Origin of the sequence: Thermoanaerobacterium xylanolyticum LX-11 (assembly GCF_000189775.2) — a bacterium.
GTDB classification, from domain to species: Bacteria; Bacillota; Thermoanaerobacteria; order Thermoanaerobacterales; family Thermoanaerobacteraceae; genus Thermoanaerobacterium; species Thermoanaerobacterium thermosulfurigenes.
In genome coordinates, this window is record NC_015555.1 from 363,290 (window position 1) to 378,133 (window position 14,844).

Below are 14,844 nucleotides of genomic sequence, written 5' to 3' on the forward strand. Positions count from 1 at the left end.
TATGAGAATCATATTGTTAGGACCACCTGGAGCTGGAAAAGGGACACAGGCGGAAAGTATAACTAGGGATTATAAAATACCTCATATTTCAACTGGCGATATCTTTAGGTATAACATTAAGAACAACACAGAACTTGGCAAATTAGCAAAACAGTATATTGATAAGGGATTGTTGGTGCCAGATGATGTGACAAACAGGATAGTCGAAGATAGATTATCAAAAGACGATTGTAAAGAGGGCTTTCTACTTGATGGATATCCAAGAAATGTCTCTCAAGCAGAAGCTCTTGATAGATACTTAGGTGAAAGGAATCTAAAAATTGATCATGTAATAAATATTGTTGTTGATAGAGATGAATTAGTAAAAAGGTTAAGTGGCAGGAGAGTTTGTCCATCTTGCGGTGCCACATATCACATTTTTACAAAACCGCCTAAAGTTGAAGGGATTTGCGATAACTGCGGTGAAAAACTGATACAAAGAACGGACGATAACATCGATTCTGTTTTAAAGCGATTGGAAGTTTATGAAGATGAAACAAAACCACTTGTTGAATACTACGGCAATTTAAACTTGATACGGAATATCAATGGAAATAAACCTGTTAATGAAGTTTTTGAGGAGATACAGGCATTAATAGGAGACGAAGTTTAATGATATACATTAAATCAGATAGTGAAATTGCTTTGATGCGATATGCTGGTAAGGTCACAGGAGAAGTTCTGAATTTGCTGGAAAAGTATATTAAGCCGGGGATAACGACAAAAGAACTGGATGAAATTGCCGAAGAATACATCCGAAGCAAGGATTGCCAGCCGGCTTTTAAAGGCCTTTATGGATTTCCTGCGACAATATGCGCATCGATTAATGACGAAGTTGTTCACGGAATACCAGGTTTAAGAAAGCTTAAGGAAGGCGATATTATAAGTATAGATACTGGTGCAATTTACCGTGGATTTAATGGTGATGCAGCGAGGACTTTTGCTGTTGGGAAAATCAGTGATAATCTTCAAAAATTGATAGATGTCACAAAGCAAAGTTTCTTCGAAGGTATAAAAATGGCAACTGAACAGCACAGGTTATCTGATATATCAAATGCTATACAATCATACGTTGAGAAAAATGGGTTTTCGGTTGTTAGGGAATATGTAGGACATGGAATAGGCAAGAAAATGCATGAAGATCCACAGATACCCAACTATGGTCCACCTGGAAGGGGTCCAAAGTTGAGGTACGGCATGACCCTGGCAATCGAACCTATGGTCAACGAAGGTAAGTATAATGTAAAGATAAAAGAAAATAATTGGACAGTTGTAACAGTTGATGGAAGTGCTTCTGCACACTATGAAAACACGATAGTCATAACAAAAGGTGAGCCCGAAATCTTGACATTAGTGTAAGAGGTGAATTTAATGGATGATACCTCAATAGGCCGAATAGTCAAATCAAAAGCTGGGAGAGATAAGGATAGAGTTTTTATAATTGTTGGAGTTGCCGACGAAAAACATGTGTTAATTTCTGATGGCGAGTTAAGAAAAATTGAAAAGCCTAAGAAAAAGAAATTGATTCATCTTCAGAAGTACAATGAAGTGAACGAAAAAATAAGAGAGAAAATATTGATTGGTCAGACTGTTACAAATGCTGAAATAATTGAAGCTTTAAAACAGTTTAAGTGTGAAGAATAAGGAGGGTATGATATCCTTGGCAAAGGATGATGTTATCGAAGTAGAAGGTAAAGTAATAGAAGCTTTACCAAATGCAATGTTTCAGGTAGAACTTGATAATGGACATAGAATTTTGGCGCATATCTCTGGCAAACTTAGGATGAATTTTATCAGGATTCTACCAGGGGACAGAGTTACGCTTGAATTATCCCCATATGATTTGACAAGAGGAAGAATTGTATGGCGCGGTAAGTGATAAGGAGGTATAATAATGAAGGTAAGACCATCGGTAAAACCGATTTGCGAAAAATGTAAAGTTATAAAAAGAAAAGGTAAAGTAATGATAATTTGTGAGAATCCTAAACACAAGCAAAAACAAGGTTAGGAGGTGTAAAGATGGCGAGAATTGCTGGCATTGATTTACCTAGAGAAAAACGTGTTGAAATAGGATTGACTTATATTTACGGCATAGGACGTTCTCGTTCAAACGAGATATTGGCTAAAGCTGGCGTTAATCCAGATACAAGAGTTAAAGATCTCACAGAGGATGAAGTGTCAAGATTAAGAGATATAATTGACAAAGAGTATAAAGTCGAAGGTGATTTAAGAAGAGAAGTTTCTTTGAATATAAAGAGGCTTATTGATATAGGATGCTATAGAGGGATAAGGCATAGAAAGGGTTTGCCAGTGCGCGGTCAAAGGACAAGGACAAATGCTCGTACGAGAAAAGGTCCTAAAAAGACTGTTGCTAAGAAGAAGAAATAATAAGGAGGGAAATTATGGCAAAAAAAGTTAAAAGAACAGCAAAACGTCGTGAACGCAAAAATGTTGAACGTGGAGCAGCACACATTCATTCAACATTTAATAATACAATAGTTACGTTGACAGATATGGCTGGCAATGCTTTGGCTTGGTCGAGTGCAGGAACATTAGGTTTTAAAGGTTCAAGAAAATCTACACCGTATGCTGCACAAATGGCAGCAGAAACAGCAGCAAAAGCCGCAATGGAACATGGACTCAAGACTGTGGATGTATTTGTCAAGGGACCAGGTGCAGGTAGAGAGGCAGCCATAAGAGCTTTACAGGCTGCTGGTTTAGAAGTAAGTCTTATAAAGGACGTCACACCTATTCCACATAATGGGTGCAGACCACCTAAGAGAAGAAGAGTGTAAGGAGGTGCAATGATGGCAAGATACACAGAATCTACATGTAAATTGTGCCGCAGGGAAGGCATGAAATTATTTTTGAAAGGCGATAAATGTTATACTGAAAAATGTCCTTTTGCGAGAAGACCATATGCTCCTGGACAACATGGACAGAACAAGAAAAAGCTTACAAACTATGGTACACAGTTGAGGGAAAAACAAAAATTAAGAAGGTATTATGGAGTTCTGGAGAGACAATTTGAAAGGTATTTTGAAGAAGCAGAGAGAATGAAGGGTATTACAGGTGATAATTTGTTGCAGCTTCTCGAGAGAAGACTTGATAATGTAGTTTACAGATTGTCAATAGCATCTTCAAGGGCACAAGCAAGGCAATTTGTATCACATGGCCACATTCTTGTTAATGGCAAGAAGGTCGATATACCTTCATATTTAGTAAAAGCTGGAGATGTAGTATCTGTAAAAGACAGCAGCAAATCATTAGATGTTATTAAGAATAATGTAGAGGCTTCTACTAATATACCTGATTGGTTAGATTTCAATAGGGATTCATTAGAGGGTAAAGTTTTATCTCTGCCAACAAGAGAGCATATAGATTTGCCAATTGAAGAGCATTTGATTGTTGAATTGTATTCAAGGTAATAATCGGTTACCCTCGTAAGATTAAAAAAAGGAGGGTTTAAATGGTGATTGAAATAGAAAAGCCAAAAATTGAGATAGTGGAGCAATCCAATGATGACACGTATGCTAAGTTTGTCATTGAACCACTTGAGCGTGGTTATGGAATAACACTTGGCAACTCTTTGCGCCGTATGCTTTTATCGTCACTTCCAGGTGCCGCAGCAAAGACGATAAAAATAGATGGTGTACTGCATGAATTTTCTACAGTACCAGGCGTAAAGGAGGACGTTACTGAGATCATACTTAATTTAAAAGAGTTGGCAGTGAAATTATATACAGACGAACCAAAGATAGTTAGAATTGAAGCAGAAGGCAAAGGAGAAGTCACAGCGGGAGATATAATATCTGACGGCGATGTTGAAATAATGAATCCAGATCTTCATATTGCTACGCTTAGCGATAATGGCAAGTTGAACATGGAGATTGAGTTAGTAAAAGGCAAAGGATATGTTCCATCAGATAAGAATAAAGAACCGAATCAGCCGATAGGCATTATCCCGGTTGACTCCATATTTACTCCAGTTAAAAAGGTAAGCTATAGCGTAGAAAATACGCGTGTTGGACAGGTTACAGATTATGACAAGCTTACAATGGAAGTATGGACAAATGGAACAATAAGTCCTAAAGAAGCTATAAGTTTAGCTGCTAAAATATTGATCGATCATTTTAACTTGTTTACTTCATTTGCAGACAATTATAACGATATGGAAGTTTTGGTTGAGAAGTCAGAGAAAAAGACGGATAAACCGCTTGATATGACGATCGAAGAACTTGATCTTTCTGTACGGTCATATAACTGCCTTAAAAGAGCAGGAATTAATACTGTTCAAGATTTAGTTCAAAAGACGGAAGAAGAAATGATGAAAGTTAGAAATCTCGGCAAGAAATCATTAGTTGAAGTCGAACAAAAGCTGAAAGCTTTAGGACTATCATTGCAAAAGAGTGAAGAGTAAGGAGGGCAGATAATGGGTTACAGAAAATTAGGTCGACCACATGACCAAAGAAGAGCTATGTTAAGAAACCTTACAACCAGCTTTTTGAACTATGGAAGAATCCAAACTACAGAAGCTAGAGCCAAAGAAGTAAGAAGCATAGCTGAAAAGATGATTACTCTTGGAAAAAGGGGCGATTTGCACTCAAGAAGACAAGCTTTGGCTTATTTAACTGATGAGACAGTAGTAAAGAAATTATTTGATGAGATTGCTCCAAAATATTCAGAAAGAAATGGCGGGTACACAAGAATATTGAAACTTGGTCCTCGTAGAGGCGATGCGGCTCCGCTGGTTATCTTAGAACTTATTTAGGCTCAAAAGGGGTTAAGTTAGACAAAACTTAACTCCTATTTTAATAGTTTTTGCCAATTAGTTTTGGTCTTTAAAGAAGGTGGTCGTTTGAAAAAAATAATTATGGTAAAAGACCTTACATTTGTTTATGATGCCGGCAGTGACGAAAACAGCAAAAAGATAGTATTGGATGGCTTGAATATAGACATTGATGAAGGAAAGTTTATTGCGATTATTGGTCACAATGGGTCAGGAAAATCAACGCTGGCAAAACATTTCAATGCGCTTTTGATTCCAACAGAAGGCGATGTATACGTCAATGGAATGAACACAAAAGATGCATCCCATTTATGGGATATAAGGCAGACAGCAGGTATGGTATTTCAGAATCCAGATAATCAGTTAGTAGCAACGATTGTTGAAGAAGATGTGGCTTTTGGGCCTGAGAACCTTGGAATAGATCCAAAAGAAATTCGAGAAAGAGTGGATTTTGCATTAAACGCAGTCGATATGTACAAATACAGAGAGTTTGCTCCACACATGCTTTCGGGAGGCCAAAAACAGAGGATAGCCATTGCAGGAGTTATAGCAATGAAACCACAATGTATAATATTAGATGAGCCTACGGCTATGTTAGATCCAAAGGGCAGAAAAGAAGTCATAAATACAATACAGAAGCTTAATAGAGAAAATGGAATCACCATCATATTGATTACACACTATATGGAAGAAGCTGTGCTTGCTGACAGAGTAATTGTGATGGATAATGGTAAAATTGCATTGGATGGAACACCTAAAGATGTATTTAAAGAAGTAAAAATTCTTAAAGATTTAGGTCTCGATGTTCCTCAAGTTACAGAGTTAGCCTACAAGTTAAAACAAGATGGGATAGATATTCCTACAGAAATATTAACTGTAGATGAGATGGTGAGGTTTATATGTCAATACAAGTAGAAAATATTTCTTTCGTATACAATGAAGGCACGCCGTTTGAATCCATTGCACTGAAAGATGTAAGTTTTACAATAGAAGATAATGAATTTGTTGGAATAATAGGACATACAGGCTCTGGAAAATCTACTCTTATTCAGCATTTGAATGGTCTTTTAAAACCAACTTCGGGCAGGATCATTGTGAATGGCATCGATATAACAACGAAAAAGGATTTAAAAGACATTAGAAAAGAAGTAGGCATAGTATTTCAATATCCGGAACATCAACTTTTTGAAGAAACAATATACAAGGATATTGCCTTTGGACCGTCGAATTTAGGACTTTCAGACGATGAAATAGAAAAAAGAGTATATGATGCTATGAAGATAGTAGGACTTGATATAAAAATAAAAGACATGTCTCCATTTGAATTATCAGGTGGAGAAAGAAGACGGGTAGCAATTGCAGGAGTATTGTCTATGATGCCAAAAATTTTGATATTGGATGAGCCAACTGCAGGGCTTGATCCGAGAGGTCGCGACGAAATTCTCTATCAAATAAAGCAGATTCATCAAATGTATAAAATGACTACGATACTTGTCTCACATAGTATGGAAGACATAGCAAAATTGGTGAACAAAATCATTGTAATGCACGATGGCACAGTTTCGTTGATAGGTACTCCTAAAGAAGTTTTTAAACATGTTGAAAAACTTGAGAAGATAGGACTTGGCGTGCCGCAAATCACATATCTTATAAGAGAATTAAGGAAAAATGGAATAGATCTTCCTGATGACATTTTGACAGTCGATGAAGCTAAGAAACATATATTGGAGTACCTTAGGGGTGTTGATAATGCTTAAAAATATAACTATCGGTCAATATATACCTGGCGATACATTCATACACCGTTTAGATCCCAGAGTAAAGATAATATTATCCGTAGTATTCATTATTTTGCTATTTATAATCACAAACTTTTCTGGCTATATTTTTATTCTGTTATTTTTGCTGTTAAGCGTATTTGTTTCAAAAATACCAATAAGTTATATCTTTAAAGGGTTAAAGCCAATTCTTGTGATTTTAATATTAACTGTTGGATTGAATGTATTTTTTACTCCCGGTGGAACATATCTTGTCTCAATAGGTCCGCTTAAGATAACTTCAAATGGAGTAAGATTAGCTTTATTTATGGGGCTAAGGCTTATATTTTTGATAGTTGGCACATCGCTCTTAACATTGACGACATCCCCGATTGCCCTTACAGATGGGATAGAAAACCTCTTAACGCCATTTAAATCTATTGGATTACCTGCCCACGAATTAGCAATGATGATGACAATAGCACTGAGATTCATACCGACACTGCTTGAAGAAACAGATAAAATAATGAAAGCTCAGATGGCCAGAGGTGCCGACTTTGAAAGTGGCAATTTAGTTAAAAGAGCTAAAAATTTGATTCCGCTATTGGTGCCTTTATTTATCAGCGCTTTTAGGAGAGCTGATGAACTCGCAGTGGCAATGGAAGCAAGGTGCTATAGAGGTGGAATCAATAGGACAAAGTTAAAGCAATTAAAAGTAAGCAATAGAGATTACGTAGCAATTTTGTTGACAGCGATTCTTGTGGGAATAATAATATGGAATAGATTTTGGCCATGGTGATAGCTAAATGAGAAACATAGTTTTGGTTATAGAATACGATGGAACAAATTATCATGGTTGGCAGATCCAAAAAAATGCTGTTACAGTTCAAGAAGTCATAACGAAAGCAATAAAAAAAATAACATCAGAGGATGTAAACTTAATTGGTTCCAGCAGGACAGATGCTGGAGTTCATGCCCTAAATCAAGTTGCCAACTTCATATCTAACTGTAATATACCTCTATCAAAAATGCCTAATGCGCTAAATAGTGTGCTTCCAAAAGACATAGTTATTAAAAATGCTTATGAGGCAGATATGGACTTTCATTCCAGATATTCTGCCAAAGGTAAAAGGTATAAATACATCATATACAACAGAAAATTTAATTCACCTGTATATAGAAATTATAGCTGGCATATAAGCGATGAATTAGATTTAGATAAAATGATTGAATCATTGACATATTTGAAAGGGACACACGATTTTTCGGCTTTTAAATCCAGTGGAAGCAGTGTAAAAGATTCTATAAGAACCGTAAGAGATATTTCACTTAGAAAAAATGATTTTAATGTAGAGTTTGAGATTGAAGCGGATGGATTTTTATACAACATGGTCAGAATAATCGTTGGAACGATTGTGGATGTGGGGATAGGTAAGATTAATCCTATTCACGTCAAAGAAATTTTAGAATCAAAAGATCGATGCATGGCGGGGAAAACTGCACCACCACAAGGATTGTTTTTAACTAAAATATACTATTGACATGGGTGATGCTGTGGATTAAAATTATATTATGTAAAATTATGCCCCGTTTATTGAAGATATGTTACTTAAGTATAAGTTTCTTAAGGAGGTAAAATATAGTGAAGTCATTCGTGCCAAAAAAGAATGAAGTAGAGAGAAAATGGTATGTCATAGATGCCGAAGGGAAAGTGTTAGGCAGATTAGCTAGCCAAGTTGCAAAGATTTTGTCTGGTAAAAATAAACCGATATATTCACCCAGTGTTGATACAGGTGATTTTGTTATAATTGTCAATGCAGACAAAGTCGTATTGACAGGTAAAAAATTAGAGCAAAAGTACTTTAAATATTACACAGGGCATCCTGGTGGACTTAAATTAATACAGTACAAGACTTTAATGAGAACAAAACCTGAAAAAGCTATCATGAGAGCTGTAAAAGGAATGCTTCCAAAAAACAAATTAGGAAGGCAAATGATAAAAAAATTAAAAGTTTATACTGGTCCTGAACATAAGCATGAAGCACAGAAACCAGAGAAACTTGACATATAAGGAGGGAATAGGTAATGGCTGCTATCCAATTTTTTGGTACAGGTAGAAGAAAAACATCTGTTGCACGTGTTAGGTTAGTCCCAGGGAAAGGCAACATAATCATAAATGGTAGATCTCTTGATGACTATTTTGGATTGGACACTTTAAAATACACGGTCAGACAACCTCTTATTTTGACTGAAAACATCGATAAATTTGACGTAATTGCTAAAGTTGAAGGCGGTGGATTATCGGGCCAAGCTGGTGCAATTAGATTAGGCATTACAAGGGCATTGATGAAAGCTGACAATGAATTAAGACCGATTCTTAAGAAAGCTGGGTTTGTGACAAGAGATCCAAGGATGAAAGAGAGAAAGAAATACGGTCTCAAGAAAGCAAGAAAAGCACCACAATTTTCAAAGAGATAAAAAGAGCGCTATATGCGCTTTTTTTTAGTTTAAAATTAAAATAATGAAGAAAAAAGAAGCAAATTAACGAAATCTTAAAATATCTTTATATAATAAGCGAAAAACACGTATTTTGCGGGTAAAAAATATTTGATATAAGCTAATTAATGTGATATATTAATACCTGTCACTGCGAGTGCAAAAGAAAAGAAAAAAGCAGTTGACAGAGAGAAGATAATGTGGTAATATAGACGATGTCGCGATAAGCGGCGAGGGAAATGAACCTTGAAAACCGAACAGTGAGATATGCGAGCAAAGGATATAAACATGAGAGTTTGATCCTGGCTCAGGACGAACGCTGGCGGCGTGCCTAACACATGCAAGTCGAGCGATCCGGCACTCAACTAAGCGCTTACAGAAAAAAAGACAGCAAAGAGAAAAGAAAGCAGAAAAAGAGAGAAATAAGAGTAAACGCGGAGTTGAGTGCCGGATAGCGGCGGACGGGTGAGTAACGCGTGGACAATCTACCCTGTAGACTGGGATAACACCCCGAAAGGGGTGCTAATACCGGATAATGTCAAGTAATGGCATCATTGCTTGAAGAAAGGAGAAATCCGCTATAGGATGAGTCCGCGTCCCATTAGCTAGTTGGCGGGGTAAAAGCCCACCAAGGCGACGATGGGTAGCCGGCCTGAGAGGGTGAACGGCCACACTGGAACTGAGACACGGTCCAGACTCCTACGGGAGGCAGCAGTGGGGAATATTGTGCAATGGGGGAAACCCTGACACAGCGACGCCGCGTGAGCGAAGAAGGCCTTCGGGTCGTAAAGCTCAATAGTATGGGAAGATAATGACGGTACCATACGAAAGCCCCGGCTAACTACGTGCCAGCAGCCGCGGTAATACGTAGGGGGCGAGCGTTGTCCGGAATTACTGGGCGTAAAGAGCACGTAGGCGGCTATAAAAGTCAGATGTGAAAAACCTGGGCTCAACCGAGGGTATGCATCTGAAACTAAATAGCTTGAGTCAAGGAGAGGAGAGCGGAATTCCTGGTGTAGCGGTGAAATGCGTAGAGATCAGGAAGAATACCAGTGGCGAAAGCGGCTCTCTGGACTTGAACTGACGCTGAGGTGCGAAAGCGTGGGGAGCAAACAGGATTAGATACCCTGGTAGTCCACGCCGTAAACGATGGATACTAGGTGTGGGTTAGTATAATCCGTGCCGGAGTTAACGCAATAAGTATCCCGCCTGGGGAGTACGGCCGCAAGGTTGAAACTCAAAGGAATTGACGGGGGCCCGCACAAGCAGCGGAGCATGTGGTTTAATTCGAAGCAACGCGAAGAACCTTACCAGGGCTTGACATCCACAGAATCCGGTAGAAATACCGGAGTGCCTCGAAAGAGGAGCTGTGAGACAGGTGGTGCATGGTTGTCGTCAGCTCGTGTCGTGAGATGTTGGGTTAAGTCCCGCAACGAGCGCAACCCCTGTTGGTAGTTACCAGCGTAAAGACGGGGACTCTACCGAGACTGCCGTGGATAACACGGAGGAAGGCGGGGATGACGTCAAATCATCATGCCCTTTATGCCCTGGGCTACACACGTGCTACAATGGCCTGAACAGAGGGCAGCGAAGGAGCGATCCGGAGCGAATCCCAGAAAACAGGTCCCAGTTCAGATTGCAGGCTGCAACCCGCCTGCATGAAGACGGAGTTGCTAGTAATCGCGGATCAGCATGCCGCGGTGAATACGTTCCCGGGCCTTGTACACACCGCCCGTCACACCACGAGAGTTTACAACACCCGAAGTCAGTGACCTAACCGCAAGGAAGGAGCTGCCGAAGGTGGGGTAAATGATTGGGGTGAAGTCGTAACAAGGTAGCCGTATCGGAAGGTGCGGCTGGATCACCTCCTTTCTAAGGAGCAATCCTACAATAAAGAAAAGAAAGAGTATTTATTTTAAGAGCGAACATATAGCGGAGTGTTCGTAAATGTGTCCGATGAATGAAGCGAGTGAAGCGTGCGAGCGTGAAGGACCACGCGAGAGGCACTACGACAGGACGTCGTTAAGTGCCGTTAGCGAAACGAGCGAAAAGAATCGAAGACACATAGAACACGGAGCCTATGTGAGCGATAAAATAAATACGATATCTCACTGTTCAGTTTTGAGGGTTTAGACCCTCAACATGGTCATGGGGGTGTAGCTCAGTTGGGAGAGCACCTGCCTTGCAAGCAGGGGGTCAGGAGTTCGAATCTCCTCATCTCCACCATGGGCTTATAGCTCAGGTGGTCAGAGCGCACGCCTGATAAGCGTGAGGTCGATGGTTCGAGTCCATCTAAGCCCACCATGATAAGTGAACCTTGAAAACTGCACAATGCAAATATGGGTAACGAAGAAAAAACGAGGAAACAATAGGTCAAGTTAGAAAGGGCGTATGGTGGATGCCCAGGCACTTAGAGCCGAAGAAGGACGCAGCAAGCGGCGAAACGCTCCGGGGAGTCGCAAGCAGACGCAGATCCGGAGATCTCCGAATGGGGAAACCCGCTTAAGGTAATACTTAAGCATCCCATGGTGAACACATAGCCATGAGGAAGGGACACCGCGTGAACTGAAACATCTAAGTAGCGCGAGGAAAAGAAAGAAAAAGTCGATTTCCTGAGTAGTGGCGAGCGAAAAGGAAAGAGCCCAAACCCGGCACTCAATTAGAATTGTTAAAAAAGCAAAAATAGAGAAATAGCAGTTCTAATTGAGTGCCGGGGGTTTAGGACCACAAGAAGGTATAAAAAAGCGAAGCCGAACAGACCTGGGAAGGCAGGCCAAAGAAGGTGAAAGCCCTGTAGGCGAAAGCTTCAAATACCGAGTGGGATCCAGAGTACCACAGGATAGGCAACCCGGTGGGAAGACGGGAGGACCATCTCCCAAGGCTAAATACTCCTAAGTGACCGATAGCGCATAGTACCGTGAGGGAAAGGTGAAAAGAACCCCGGGAGGGGAGTGAAAGAGAACCTGAAACCATATGTCCACAAGCAGTGGAAGTCCGGCACTCAACTGAACATGTTAGAGAGAAGAAAAAAGAACTAGCGTGTCCAGTTGAGAGCCGGACGACCACGTACTTTTTGTAGAACGGACCGGCGAGTTATAGATATGCAGCGAGGTTAAGCGAAAGCGGAGCCGAAGCGAAAGCGAGTCTTAAAAGGGCGAAAGTTGCATATCATAGACCCGAAACCGTGCGACCTACCCATGATCAGGGTGAAGCCGGAGTAAGATCTGGTGGAGGCCCGAACCACGTTGACGTTGAAAAGTCATGGGATGAATTGTGGGTAGCGGAGAAATTCCAATCGAGCTCGGAGATAGCTGGTTCTCCCCGAAATAGCTTTAGGGCTAGCCTCAGGGGGAAGGAAATATGGAGGTAGAGCACTGAATGGACTAGGGGCCAAAGAGGTTACCGAACCCTATCAAACTCCGAATGCCATATTGAGACCCTGGGAGTCAGACTACGAGTGATAAGATCCGTGGTCAAAAGGGAAAGAGCCCAGACCGACAGCTAAGGTCCCAAAGAGCATGTTAAGTGGAAAAGGAAGTAGGATTTCCAAGACAACCAGGATGTTGGCTTAGAAGCAGCCATACATTCAAAGAGTGCGTAATAGCTCACTGGTCGAGAAATCCCGCGCCGAAAATAAACGGGGCTAAAACATGCCACCGAAGCTACGGATTCTAAAGAAAGAATGGTAGGGGAGCGTACTGTACAGGACGAAGGACAAGCGAAAGCGAATCTGGACAGTACAGTAGAGAGAATGCCGGTATAAGTAACGAGAGTAAGGCGAGAAACCTTACCGTCGAAAGCCTAAGGATTCCTGGGGAAGGATAATCCGCCCAGGGTAAGTCGGGACCTAAGCCGAGGCGAAAGCGTAGGCGATGGAGAACCGGTAATAAATCCGGTACCACCGAAATCCGTCAAAAGAGAAGCAAGGACGCAGCGAGATAAGAAAAGCGTGCGGTTGGTAGAGCACGTCCAAGCAGCGACGAAAAGAGCTTTGAGTGAAGTACCAAAGCTCATAAGAGCTGTGAAGGGGAGCCGAAAGGCGAAGTTTCGAAGGGGCTGCCAAGAAAAGTTGCTATCGAGGATAAGGTGCCCGTACCATAAACCGACACAGGTAGGCGAGGAGAGAATCCAAAGACGAGCGGGAGAACCCTCATTAAGGAACTCGGCAAAAAGACTCCGTAACTTCGGGAGAAGGAGTGCCGAAAGGCCGCAGAGAAGAGGCCCAAGCGACTGTTTACCAAAAACACAGGTTTCTGCTAAGTCGAAAGACGAAGTATAGGAGCTGACGCCTGCCCGGTGCTGGAAGGTTAAGGGGAAGGGTCATCCGGCACTCAACTATACCTATTAGGAGTGAAAGAAATGTATTATGTCTATATAATAAAGAATGAAGATGGAGGCATATATACAGGCTATTCAGAGAATATAAAGAAAAGAGTAGAAGCTCATAATAAAGGACTAAACAAATACACAAAAGGGCATAAATGGGAACTAATCTACTATGAAGCATATAAAGCAAAAGAAGATGCCCAAAAGAGAGAAAAGCAATTAAAAAAATCTCATAATGCAAGAAGATGGTTAAAAGAAAGAATAGCCAAAAGCATAAACTCTTAGTAGATAGAGTTGAGTGCCGGAGAAGCTCTGAACTTAAGCCCCAGTAAACGGCGGCCGTAACTATAACGGTCCTAAGGTAGCGAAATTCCTTGTCGGGTAAGTTCCGACCTGCACGAAAGGCGTAACGACTTGGGCGCTGTCTTGAAGGGGGACCCGGTGAAATTGTAGTACTCGTGAAGATGCGAGTTACCCGCGACAGGACAGAAAGACCCCATGGAGCTTTACTGCAGCTTGTCACTGAATTTTAGTAATATCTGTACAGAATAGGTGGGAGGCAGAGAAATATGGGCGCCAGCCTATATGGAGCCAACGTTGGGATACCACCCTGATATTACCGAAATTCTAACATAGGAGCCGTAAACCGGCATATGGACACTGACAGGCGGGCAGTTTGACTGGGGCGGTCGCCTCCTAAAAAGTAACGGAGGCGTCCAAAGGTTACCTCAGCGCGGAAGGAAATCGCGCGAAAGAGTGCAAAGGCAGAAGGTAGCCTAACTGCGAGAAAGACAATTCGAGCAGGGACGAAAGTCGGGCTTAGTGATCCGGCGGTAGAGAATGGGATTGCCGTCGCTCAACGGATAAAAGCTACCCTGGGGATAACAGGCTGATCTCCCCCAAGAGTCCACATCGACGGGGAGGTTTGGCACCTCGATGTCGGCTCATCGCATCCTGGGGCTGAAGTAGGTCCCAAGGGTTGGGCTGTTCGCCCATTAAAGCGGTACGCGAGCTGGGTTCAGAACGTCGTGAGACAGTTCGGTCCCTATCCGTCGCGGGCGCAGGAAATTTGAGAGGATCTGCCCTTAGTACGAGAGGACCGGGGTGGACAAACCGATGGTGTACCAGTTGCAAAGCCATTTGCACAGCTGGGTAGCCAAGTTTGGAAGGGATAAACGCTGAAAGCATCTAAGCGTGAAACCCACCTCAAGATAAGATTTCCCATCTGGCACTCAACTATACTTACTGAAGGGAAAAAGCACTATGTACAAATGTTAGGGAATAAAATAGATTGCAGTAGGTAGAGTTGAGTGCCAGAGTAAGACACCTTGAAGAAGACGAGGTAGATAGGCCGGAGGTGTAAGAGTAGAAATACTTTCAGCTGACCGGTACTAATAAGTCGAGGACTTGACCTTTAGCATTGTGCAGTATTCAAAG

General features: G+C 41.3%; 16 protein-coding genes, 2 tRNA genes and 2 rRNA genes. All 20 read left to right on the forward strand.

The annotated features are described in order from the left end of the window. Nucleotide 1: 1 nt before the first annotated feature. Nucleotides 2-652: an adenylate kinase gene (locus THEXY_RS01840; RefSeq protein ID WP_013787167.1), complete on the forward strand. Its 651-nt coding sequence runs from the start codon at nt 2-4 to the stop codon at nt 650-652. After that, nucleotides 652-1,398: a type I methionyl aminopeptidase gene (gene map / locus THEXY_RS01845; protein ID WP_013787168.1), complete on the forward strand. Its 747-nt coding sequence runs from the start codon at nt 652-654 to the stop codon at nt 1,396-1,398. The genes THEXY_RS01840 and map overlap by 1 nt, the downstream gene beginning before the upstream one ends. A gap of 12 nt (nt 1,399-1,410) precedes the next feature. After that, nucleotides 1,411-1,683 carry a KOW domain-containing RNA-binding protein gene (locus tag THEXY_RS01850; protein ID WP_013787169.1) on the forward strand — a complete coding sequence of 91 codons (273 nt, stop codon included), beginning with the start codon at nt 1,411-1,413 and terminating at the stop codon, nt 1,681-1,683. 16 nt (nt 1,684-1,699) lie between these two features. Next, nucleotides 1,700-1,918, forward strand: coding sequence for a translation initiation factor IF-1 (gene infA, locus THEXY_RS01855; RefSeq protein WP_013297001.1), 219 nt, complete (start codon nt 1,700-1,702; stop codon nt 1,916-1,918). Nucleotides 1,919-1,933: 15 nt separating this feature from the next. Then, nucleotides 1,934-2,047 (forward strand): 50S ribosomal protein L36, encoded by a 114-nt coding sequence (gene rpmJ / locus THEXY_RS01860; RefSeq protein WP_013787170.1) that lies wholly within the window; start codon nt 1,934-1,936, stop codon nt 2,045-2,047. Between the two features lie 11 nt (nt 2,048-2,058). After that, a complete protein-coding gene (gene rpsM / locus THEXY_RS01865; protein WP_013297002.1) occupies nt 2,059-2,427 on the forward strand; it encodes a 30S ribosomal protein S13 in 369 nt (122 codons plus the stop codon). A gap of 14 nt (nt 2,428-2,441) precedes the next feature. Continuing rightward, complete coding sequence (gene rpsK, locus THEXY_RS01870; RefSeq protein ID WP_013787171.1) at nt 2,442-2,834, forward strand: 30S ribosomal protein S11; 393 nt, start codon at nt 2,442-2,444, stop codon at nt 2,832-2,834. 12 nt (nt 2,835-2,846) lie between these two features. After that, a complete protein-coding gene (rpsD, locus tag THEXY_RS01875; RefSeq protein WP_013787172.1) occupies nt 2,847-3,467 on the forward strand; it encodes a 30S ribosomal protein S4 in 621 nt (206 codons plus the stop codon). A 41-nt stretch (nt 3,468-3,508) separates the two neighbouring features. Continuing rightward, nucleotides 3,509-4,459, forward strand: a complete 951-nt coding sequence (locus tag THEXY_RS01880) for a DNA-directed RNA polymerase subunit alpha (protein ID WP_013787173.1) — start codon at nt 3,509-3,511, stop codon at nt 4,457-4,459. Between the two features lie 12 nt (nt 4,460-4,471). Continuing rightward, entirely contained in the window at nt 4,472-4,810 is a 339-nt protein-coding gene (rplQ, locus tag THEXY_RS01885; protein WP_013787174.1) for a 50S ribosomal protein L17, read from the forward strand. Between the two features lie 87 nt (nt 4,811-4,897). Continuing rightward, nucleotides 4,898-5,743 (forward strand): energy-coupling factor transporter ATPase, encoded by an 846-nt coding sequence (locus tag THEXY_RS01890; RefSeq protein ID WP_013787175.1) that lies wholly within the window; start codon nt 4,898-4,900, stop codon nt 5,741-5,743. Further along, nucleotides 5,728-6,585, forward strand: a complete 858-nt coding sequence (locus THEXY_RS01895; RefSeq protein WP_013787176.1) for an energy-coupling factor transporter ATPase — start codon at nt 5,728-5,730, stop codon at nt 6,583-6,585. Before THEXY_RS01890 ends, THEXY_RS01895 begins: the two co-directional genes overlap by 16 nt. Beyond that, a complete protein-coding gene (locus THEXY_RS01900; protein WP_041592052.1) occupies nt 6,578-7,384 on the forward strand; it encodes an energy-coupling factor transporter transmembrane component T family protein in 807 nt (268 codons plus the stop codon). Before THEXY_RS01895 ends, THEXY_RS01900 begins: the two co-directional genes overlap by 8 nt. A gap of 7 nt (nt 7,385-7,391) precedes the next feature. Continuing rightward, nucleotides 7,392-8,126: a tRNA pseudouridine(38-40) synthase TruA gene (truA, locus tag THEXY_RS01905; RefSeq protein WP_041592053.1), complete on the forward strand. Its 735-nt coding sequence runs from the start codon at nt 7,392-7,394 to the stop codon at nt 8,124-8,126. Between the two features lie 101 nt (nt 8,127-8,227). Beyond that, complete coding sequence (gene rplM / locus THEXY_RS01910) at nt 8,228-8,656, forward strand: 50S ribosomal protein L13 (protein ID WP_013787179.1); 429 nt, start codon at nt 8,228-8,230, stop codon at nt 8,654-8,656. Nucleotides 8,657-8,670: 14 nt separating this feature from the next. After that, the gene (gene rpsI, locus THEXY_RS01915; protein WP_013787180.1) at nt 8,671-9,063 is read left to right on the forward strand and encodes a 30S ribosomal protein S9; all 393 of its coding nucleotides are present in this window, start codon (nt 8,671-8,673) and stop codon (nt 9,061-9,063) included. Nucleotides 9,064-9,365: 302 nt separating this feature from the next. Next, a 16S ribosomal RNA gene (locus THEXY_RS01920) occupies nt 9,366-10,953 on the forward strand. A gap of 278 nt (nt 10,954-11,231) precedes the next feature. Then, a tRNA-Ala gene (locus THEXY_RS01925) sits at nt 11,232-11,307 on the forward strand. 1 nt (nt 11,308) lies between these two features. Then, nucleotides 11,309-11,385, forward strand: a tRNA-Ile gene (locus tag THEXY_RS01930). Nucleotides 11,386-11,452: 67 nt separating this feature from the next. After that, nucleotides 11,453-14,822 (forward strand): 23S ribosomal RNA (locus THEXY_RS01935). Together the 16S and 23S rRNA genes with 2 tRNA genes alongside form the textbook arrangement of a ribosomal RNA operon. Nucleotides 14,823-14,844: the final 22 nt, after the last annotated feature.

Excerpts from the sequence above, each read along its gene's own strand:
- rpsI (WP_013787180.1), top strand. The coding sequence starts at position 8,671 with ATGGCTGCTATCCAATTTTTTGGTACAGGTAGAAGAAAAACATCTGTT.
- THEXY_RS01840 (WP_013787167.1), top strand. The coding sequence starts at position 2 with ATGAGAATCATATTGTTAGGACCACCTGGAGCTGGAAAAGGGACACAG.
- truA (WP_041592053.1), top strand. The coding sequence starts at position 7,392 with ATGAGAAACATAGTTTTGGTTATAGAATACGATGGAACAAATTATCAT.
- rplQ (WP_013787174.1), top strand. The coding sequence starts at position 4,472 with ATGGGTTACAGAAAATTAGGTCGACCACATGACCAAAGAAGAGCTATG.
- THEXY_RS01900 (WP_041592052.1), top strand. The coding sequence starts at position 6,578 with ATGCTTAAAAATATAACTATCGGTCAATATATACCTGGCGATACATTC.
- rpsK (WP_013787171.1), top strand. The coding sequence starts at position 2,442 with ATGGCAAAAAAAGTTAAAAGAACAGCAAAACGTCGTGAACGCAAAAAT.
- THEXY_RS01880 (WP_013787173.1), top strand. The coding sequence starts at position 3,509 with ATGGTGATTGAAATAGAAAAGCCAAAAATTGAGATAGTGGAGCAATCC.
- rpsM (WP_013297002.1), top strand. The coding sequence starts at position 2,059 with ATGGCGAGAATTGCTGGCATTGATTTACCTAGAGAAAAACGTGTTGAA.
- rpsD (WP_013787172.1), top strand. The coding sequence starts at position 2,847 with ATGGCAAGATACACAGAATCTACATGTAAATTGTGCCGCAGGGAAGGC.
- rpmJ (WP_013787170.1), top strand. The coding sequence starts at position 1,934 with ATGAAGGTAAGACCATCGGTAAAACCGATTTGCGAAAAATGTAAAGTT.
- THEXY_RS01850 (WP_013787169.1), top strand. The coding sequence starts at position 1,411 with ATGGATGATACCTCAATAGGCCGAATAGTCAAATCAAAAGCTGGGAGA.
- THEXY_RS01895 (WP_013787176.1), top strand. The coding sequence starts at position 5,728 with ATGTCAATACAAGTAGAAAATATTTCTTTCGTATACAATGAAGGCACG.
- map (WP_013787168.1), top strand. The coding sequence starts at position 652 with ATGATATACATTAAATCAGATAGTGAAATTGCTTTGATGCGATATGCT.